The sequence below is a fragment of the Enterococcus italicus DSM 15952 genome (assembly GCF_000185365.1).
In the GTDB taxonomy this organism is placed as follows: domain Bacteria; phylum Bacillota; class Bacilli; order Lactobacillales; family Enterococcaceae; genus Enterococcus_G; species Enterococcus_G italicus.
The window spans coordinates 908,596-913,494 of sequence record NZ_GL622241.1; the positions used below are offsets into that span (position 1 = coordinate 908,596).

The following is a 4,899-nucleotide window of genomic DNA, read 5'->3' on the forward strand; positions in this document are numbered from 1 at the left end:
GGTATTTGCACATCCACTTCGTATGGGCTAAGCTATTTGTTTTATTAGCCAACACTATCTCTTAAGTGTGGGGGATCATAAAATTGATCTATTTATCGTGTGTGTATAAATGAAATTCAAAAATATTTTATTTTACATAAGATACATTTCTACACTCAATTCACTTTTACTTCTTTTTCCAAAACGTAATGATAATATCTTCTCATAAGTTTCTGTTAAATCATCAATAAATCTCACATTAGCTGTTGCTTTATAGTTATCTCAAATGTCAAATTAAGTTAGACAAATCATCATCAGCTAAATAGCTCAAGAATACTTCTAACGGTGTCTTGTAATTCAATGATTTCCTTGGAATGTGATTTCTTTTTGATGCTACAGACTGAATAAACGTTTCATCCACTAAATGAAAATCCATTGCTTTTGATAAGCCGTCTTTTCGTAATAATCCATTAGAATTCTCGTTCAACCCTCGTTGCGAAGGTGTTCCGGGATCTGCAAAGTAGATATTGATATCGTTTTTATTCCTGATTTGTTTCCAATTTGAAAATTCTTTCCCGCAATCAAAAGTAATCGACTTGAACAAGTTTTTAGGTACGGATTCAAACCAAGCATTTAATCTATTTTCGATATCCATAGCCAGTCTACCACAAGGCTTCAATGTAATAATGACTTTAGACAAACGTTCAACTAAGGTAATAACCGCACTTTTGTGTTTCTGTCCTACGATAGTGTCACCTTCAAGGTGACCAAACTCTGCTTCAAAAGAAGTATAATCATTCGAACGTTCATGTATTGAACGTCTAAACGCTTGTTTACCGCGTTTTTCTTGGTGTCCATTGGGTTTTCGTTTCCCTTTCATTGGTAAAACAGAACAATCAAATATACCCCTTTTGAACATTCTATAAATAGTACGGACAGAACAACCAATAGGGAACTCAGCTCGACCAACAATCACATCTGGAGCCCACCCTTGAACAACTTTTTTTTGAATGTAACTTACTTGTTCTGCTGGTAAAACGATGGTATGTCTCCCGCATTTCGCCTTATTTTTATTGTAATTTTGGTAGTATTCTAATGCAGTATGTCCATCCTTAAAATAATCGTAAACAGTATAGATTGTTTGTCTTGAACGTTTCAACATCTGAGCTGTTTTCGCAACAGGTTGATGGGCTTTCGCATAAGCCTCTATCATAACGAGCTCGTCTGGTGTAAGATGGGTATAGGTCATTTGTATCCACTCCTTATAATTCTTTCGACGGAACTATCTTGAGTGTATCAAAAATGACTTTTTTATTTGCCTAGCTTAATTTTACAATCGGCGTTTATTAAGATAAGGCTCAATAATTTTATATTTTTTCATAGCAGCTATTCTATGCTGTTCTGAAAAACTAGTGAGCGTTTGTCTTTCCATCTTTTTCCTCCATTTTATCTAAATAACGGTAAATCGTTGTTCGAGAAACATTCCAACGTTCGGCAATTGTTTTAATAGGTGTTCCACTATCAACTAGAGTCTTTAATAATTCTAAGTCTTGGGTTTTTAATTTTTCAGGACGACCTCCAAAGCGCCCTCTTGCTCGAGCCGCTGCTCGTCCTGCTGCAGATCGTTCCAATATTAAGTTGCGTTCAAATTCTGCAAATGCAGCAAATAAATGAAACATGAGCTGACCAGTCGAACTAGATTTATCCATCGTAATGTTTTCTTGAAGACTATGAAAACTAACACCTCGCTCATTCAGTCGATTGACGATTGAAATCAAATCTTCCATATTTCTACCTAAACGATCTAAGCGCCAAACAACAAGTGTATCGCCAGAGCGAACAAAATCAATCGCCATTTCTAATCCTGGTCGATTACTTTTTGCTCCACTTATATGATCGGTAAAAATTTTTTCACAACTAAATTTATTTAGGCTGTCTTCTTGTAAATCCAAATTTTGTAAACCAGTAGATACCCGGGCGTATCCTATTTTCAAAAAAAATCACTCCTTCATTAATTTTATTGTAATATAACTTTATACCAACGGTATAAATGAACATAGATTTTGATATGGGTTTGTGAACATATAATAGAATCAAAATTATAGAAATAAGATAAAAAAATAGAGTGTTCAGAAACGCCTCATTTTATGAACATTCAAACATTCACTTGAATATAGATGGATGTTCTGATACAATACATTCAAACAAACATTTGAATGTAAAGGAATGATCGTATGAATAATGAAATTTGTGAAATAACTTGTATTCATGAAGACAAAGTTAATCGTGCTAAATCTAAACTAGCAAACTTTGATACTCCGTCAGTAAGTGGTTTCTTTAAAATATTGTCAGATGAAAATCGACTTAAAATTGTACATGCTTTAGTTCATGAAGATGAGCTATGTGTTTGTGATATTGCTAATATCATTGATGCTTCGGTCGCAACAACTTCACACCATCTGAACTCCTTAAAAAAATTGGGAGTAGTTGATAGTCACAAGGATGGTAAGTTAGTCTACTATTTTATTAAAAATATCAAAATCTTAAATCTTATGGAGCTTGGCGTAAATTTTAAAGAAGAGGTGCTAGCATGAGTGAGAAAATGACCGAAAAAACCTATCGAATAGAAGGATTAAGCTGTACAAATTGTGCAGGTAAATTTGAAAAAAATGTAAAGCAGTTGCCAGGAGTTACGAGTGCAACAGTAAACTTTGGTGCAAGTAAGATTTCAGTAGAAGGCCAAACAACAATTGAAGAACTCGAAGAAGCGGGAGCCTTCGAAAATCTTATCATTCGTGATGATCAAGAAAATGATGAACAAGTTAGATCAAAAGAGTCTTTTATTAAACGGAATATCGCTTTAATCATCTCTCTTGGTTTTATACTTGTTGCTGTGATTTCCCAACTATCATTGGGCGAAGATCATTTATTAACGAAAGCTCTTTATATATTGGCAATAATAATTGGTGGATTTGATTTATTTAAAGAAGGGTTCTCTGATTTGATCAAATTGGACTTCTCCATGGAATCTTTAATGACTATTGCAATTATTGGGGCCGCATTTATTGGAGAATGGGCCGAAGGTTCTATTGTAGTAATACTATTTGCTATTAGCGAAGCTTTGGAACGATTTTCAATGGATAAAGCAAGACAGTCGATTCGTTCTCTTATGGATATAGCTCCCAAAGAAGCTCTTATCAGGAGAAACAATGTAGAGCAATTAGTCAGTGTCGATAAAATCGATATCGACGATATTATGATCATTAAACCCGGACAAAAAATAGCCATGGATGGGCTTGTTATCAACGGTCATTCTTCAGTAAATCAAGCAGCAATAACAGGAGAATCGGTTCCTGTTGAAAAACAGTTAGATGATGAAGTGTTTGCAGGAACACTAAATGAAGAAGGTGTTCTTGAAGTCAAAGTAACAAAAAAAGTAACGGATACAACGATTGCCAAAATCATTCACTTAGTTGAAGAAGCGCAAGGAGAACGAGCTCCTGCACAAGCCTTTGTAGATAAATTTGCAAAATACTATACGCCATTCATAATTATTATGGCCCTTTTGATAGTGGTTGTTCCTCCGCTATTCTTTGGTGGTGACTGGAATAAATGGCTTTACCAAGGGTTATCCATTTTAGTTGTCGGATGTCCTTGTTCATTAGTGATCTCAACACCTGTTTCAATTGTTTCGGCTATTGGTAATGCAGCAAAAAATGGTGTTTTAGTAAAAGGCGGAGTCTATCTGGAAGAAATTGGTCATTTGAGAGCAATTGCTTTCGATAAGACTGGAACCTTAACAAAAGGAAAGCCTGTCGTAACGGATTTCATTGCAACCAGTTCTGAAACTGATATAAATTATCTATCGATTATTTCATCGTTGGAATCTCTTTCTCAACACCCATTAGCTTCTGCTATTTTAAACGAAGCGGATAAAACTAATGTGGATTACAAGTCAATACAAATCGAGGATTTCCAATCTATCACAGGTAAAGGACTTACAGGTATACATCAAAACATACGTTACTATATTGGAAGCCCTAAACTGTTTTCTGCATCAGTAATCGAAGAAACAGCGGTCAAAGTACAATACAGACAATTTCAAGAACAAGGGAAAACCGCCATGTATTTCGGTACTGACGAACAAATTTTAGGAGTAATTGCTGTCGCAGATGAAGTAAGAGATTCAAGTGCTGCCGTTATTTCTGAACTCCACAAGTTGTCAATTGAACACACTATTATGCTTACTGGTGATAATACTAAAACCGCTGAATCTATTGGTAAGCAATTAGGTGTGACTGAAATAAAAGGAGATCTAATGCCTCAAGAAAAATTAGATTCGATTAAAGCGTTACGGACAACTTATAATAAAGTAGCAATGGTGGGCGACGGCATTAATGATGCACCAGCATTAGCTGCATCGACGGTTGGTATTGCAATGGGCGGTGCAGGAACAGATACGGCTCTCGAAACTGCTGATGTTGCTCTAATGGGCGACGATTTACAAAAATTACCATTCATTGTTAGACTTAGCCGCCAAACTCTAAAAGTAATTAAGCAAAATATCACCTTCTCATTAGGTATAAAACTATTAGCTCTACTACTAGTCATACCAGGTTGGCTAACACTATGGATTGCTATTGTAGCAGATATGGGAGCAACGCTTTTAGTAACATTAAACGGATTACGATTGATGAAAGTTAAATAACACAACAAATAAAAGAAGGCATGTTTATAAGCGTGCCTTCTTTTTATGATACATTTTTAGTTTTTTTGAACGCTAGTTATGAAGCAAACTATGCGCCATTTAAATATTAAAATGACACGCTAGATTTTTCAACATAATATCAATGTGTATTTAGGGTACACTCTAAATAGACAAACGGTTTTTGAGTTCTAAAAGTTAAATAGTTTATAATA

General features: G+C 35.0%; 4 protein-coding genes and 1 pseudogene. 2 read left to right on the forward strand and 3 right to left on the reverse strand.

The annotated features are described in order from the left end of the window. Positions 1-135: 135 nt before the first annotated feature. From HMPREF9088_RS12335 to HMPREF9088_RS04280, 3 genes and pseudogenes are all read right to left on the reverse strand, one after another. Positions 136-258 (reverse strand): annotated as a pseudogene (locus tag HMPREF9088_RS12335) (replication initiation protein); the annotation flags it as partial. A 10-nt stretch (positions 259-268) separates the two neighbouring features. Then, on the reverse strand, positions 269-1,228 hold the full coding sequence (locus tag HMPREF9088_RS04275; protein ID WP_007207926.1) for an IS30 family transposase: 960 nt from the start codon (positions 1,226-1,228) through the stop codon (positions 269-271). 160 nt (positions 1,229-1,388) lie between these two features. After that, on the reverse strand, positions 1,389-1,973 hold the full coding sequence (locus HMPREF9088_RS04280) for a recombinase family protein (RefSeq protein ID WP_007207927.1): 585 nt from the start codon (positions 1,971-1,973) through the stop codon (positions 1,389-1,391). A gap of 240 nt (positions 1,974-2,213) precedes the next feature. Here HMPREF9088_RS04280 and HMPREF9088_RS04285 point away from each other — a divergent pair, with 240 nt between their 5' ends. Next, positions 2,214-2,573 (forward strand): ArsR/SmtB family transcription factor, encoded by a 360-nt coding sequence (locus HMPREF9088_RS04285; protein ID WP_003726380.1) that lies wholly within the window; start codon positions 2,214-2,216, stop codon positions 2,571-2,573. Further along, positions 2,570-4,687, forward strand: a complete 2,118-nt coding sequence (locus HMPREF9088_RS04290) for a heavy metal translocating P-type ATPase (protein WP_001291323.1) — start codon at positions 2,570-2,572, stop codon at positions 4,685-4,687. Before HMPREF9088_RS04285 ends, HMPREF9088_RS04290 begins: the two co-directional genes overlap by 4 nt. The last annotated feature ends 212 nt before the right edge of the window (positions 4,688-4,899 follow it).